This window comes from Burkholderia dolosa (genome assembly GCF_902499135.1).
Taxonomy (GTDB): domain Bacteria; phylum Pseudomonadota; class Gammaproteobacteria; order Burkholderiales; family Burkholderiaceae; genus Burkholderia; species Burkholderia dolosa.
In genome coordinates this window covers 1-1,241 of record NZ_CABVPR010000146.1, presented here as the reverse complement: position 1 = coordinate 1,241, position 1,241 = coordinate 1, and the positions used below count along the sequence as shown (strand labels likewise).

The 1,241-nt window shown below is 56.8% G+C and carries 2 pseudogenes; one reads left to right on the top strand and one right to left on the bottom strand.

The features are described from left to right. Nucleotides 1-698: 698 nt before the first annotated feature. Nucleotides 699-1,053 (top strand): annotated as a pseudogene (locus tag BUB20358_RS27920) (transposase); the annotation flags it as partial. Here BUB20358_RS27920 and BUB20358_RS28535 read toward each other — a convergent pair. Next, a pseudogene (locus BUB20358_RS28535) lies at nucleotides 1,028-1,168 on the bottom strand (DNA adenine methylase); the annotation flags it as partial. The pseudogenes BUB20358_RS27920 and BUB20358_RS28535 overlap by 26 nt on opposite strands. Between the last annotated feature and the right edge of the window lie 73 nt (nucleotides 1,169-1,241).

Genomic DNA, 1,241 nt, shown 5'->3' with positions numbered 1-1,241 from the left:
CTTCATGACAAGGTTTCTCCTGCGGCCTCGCCACTAACTTTACAGTGGGATACTTTGGAGGGGGAAGGTCAGAAGACCTGTTAACGAAAAGGCGCAGATCGCTGCCCACCAGATCTCGGTCAGCCCAAGATATCGACTTACACATATCGCCAGAGCTGTAGCGAGAATCGCTTCCGCGCAACTGCGAGATCGTGCCCTGAAACGGCGGCAGGAAAATTCCGCTTTCATGGCGCTGAAAGTGGCGCGCATCGCAAGTGCCAGGCTGTTGCGGATCATCTTGGCTAGTCACAAACAGCAATCGGATTTAGATCACGGACGCCGGCCTTCGAACGTTAGCACGCGGTTTCGAAGTGACGAATGCCAACACACAGCGATACGCTACCGCGGCCACTGCCCGACCGAGCGATGCACTTGACCGAATGAGCGACGTTTGGCGAGATCGAGTTTGATTGCACCATGTCGCGCCCGATGAATCTAACGGCGCTTGCATACGCCGCCAGTTTGCGAGCGGAAATGGCTGCAAATTTCGTCGGAACTCGGAATTTACCAGAACTGCAGCTAACTGGAGGGTGTTAGGCACTTCGTGTAGAACCTGGTACTTGGTCGATTAGAGGTGACCTTGCTTGTTCGGACAGGGTCCCGGGATTTCTAAGTGGAACCGCTGGAGCGTTCATGCTGCGGACAACCGGATCAGGGAGATGGGCAAGCCGTTCATTGACGACGAGTTGTGGAAACTAATCGGGCCACTTCTACCACCTGCCAAGCCCGGCGATTCAAGTACCGGGCCCCAGGCCTGTGCCGAATCGCGCAGCGCTAACGGGCATCGTGTTCGTGCTGAAGACCGGCATTCGCTGGCGCGATCTTCCTGCAGAAATGGGATGTGGCTTGGGCGTGAGTTGCTGGCGGCGGCTGCGAGACTGGCAAGAGGCTGGCGTGTGGGATGCATTGCACGCGTCGCTGCTGACCAAACTACGCGCGGCAAACCAGATCGACTTCTCACGTGTGGTCGTCGACTCGTCGTCGATCACACCTGTCGGCTCGTCAGCGCCCACTTGAACCGGCGCATGAACCCTTCGAGGTGGTGCTGAACGACGCGATACAGATTCACCGGCTCGCCGTTCACGTCGTTGATCGCCTCGACTTGTGCGGGTTGTCGAAGGAAATAGAGCCTATCCGATCTTTTGTGTGTGAGGCATAAACTGATGGCCAAGGAGCCACTTTATGCCACGCAAACGCAAGGA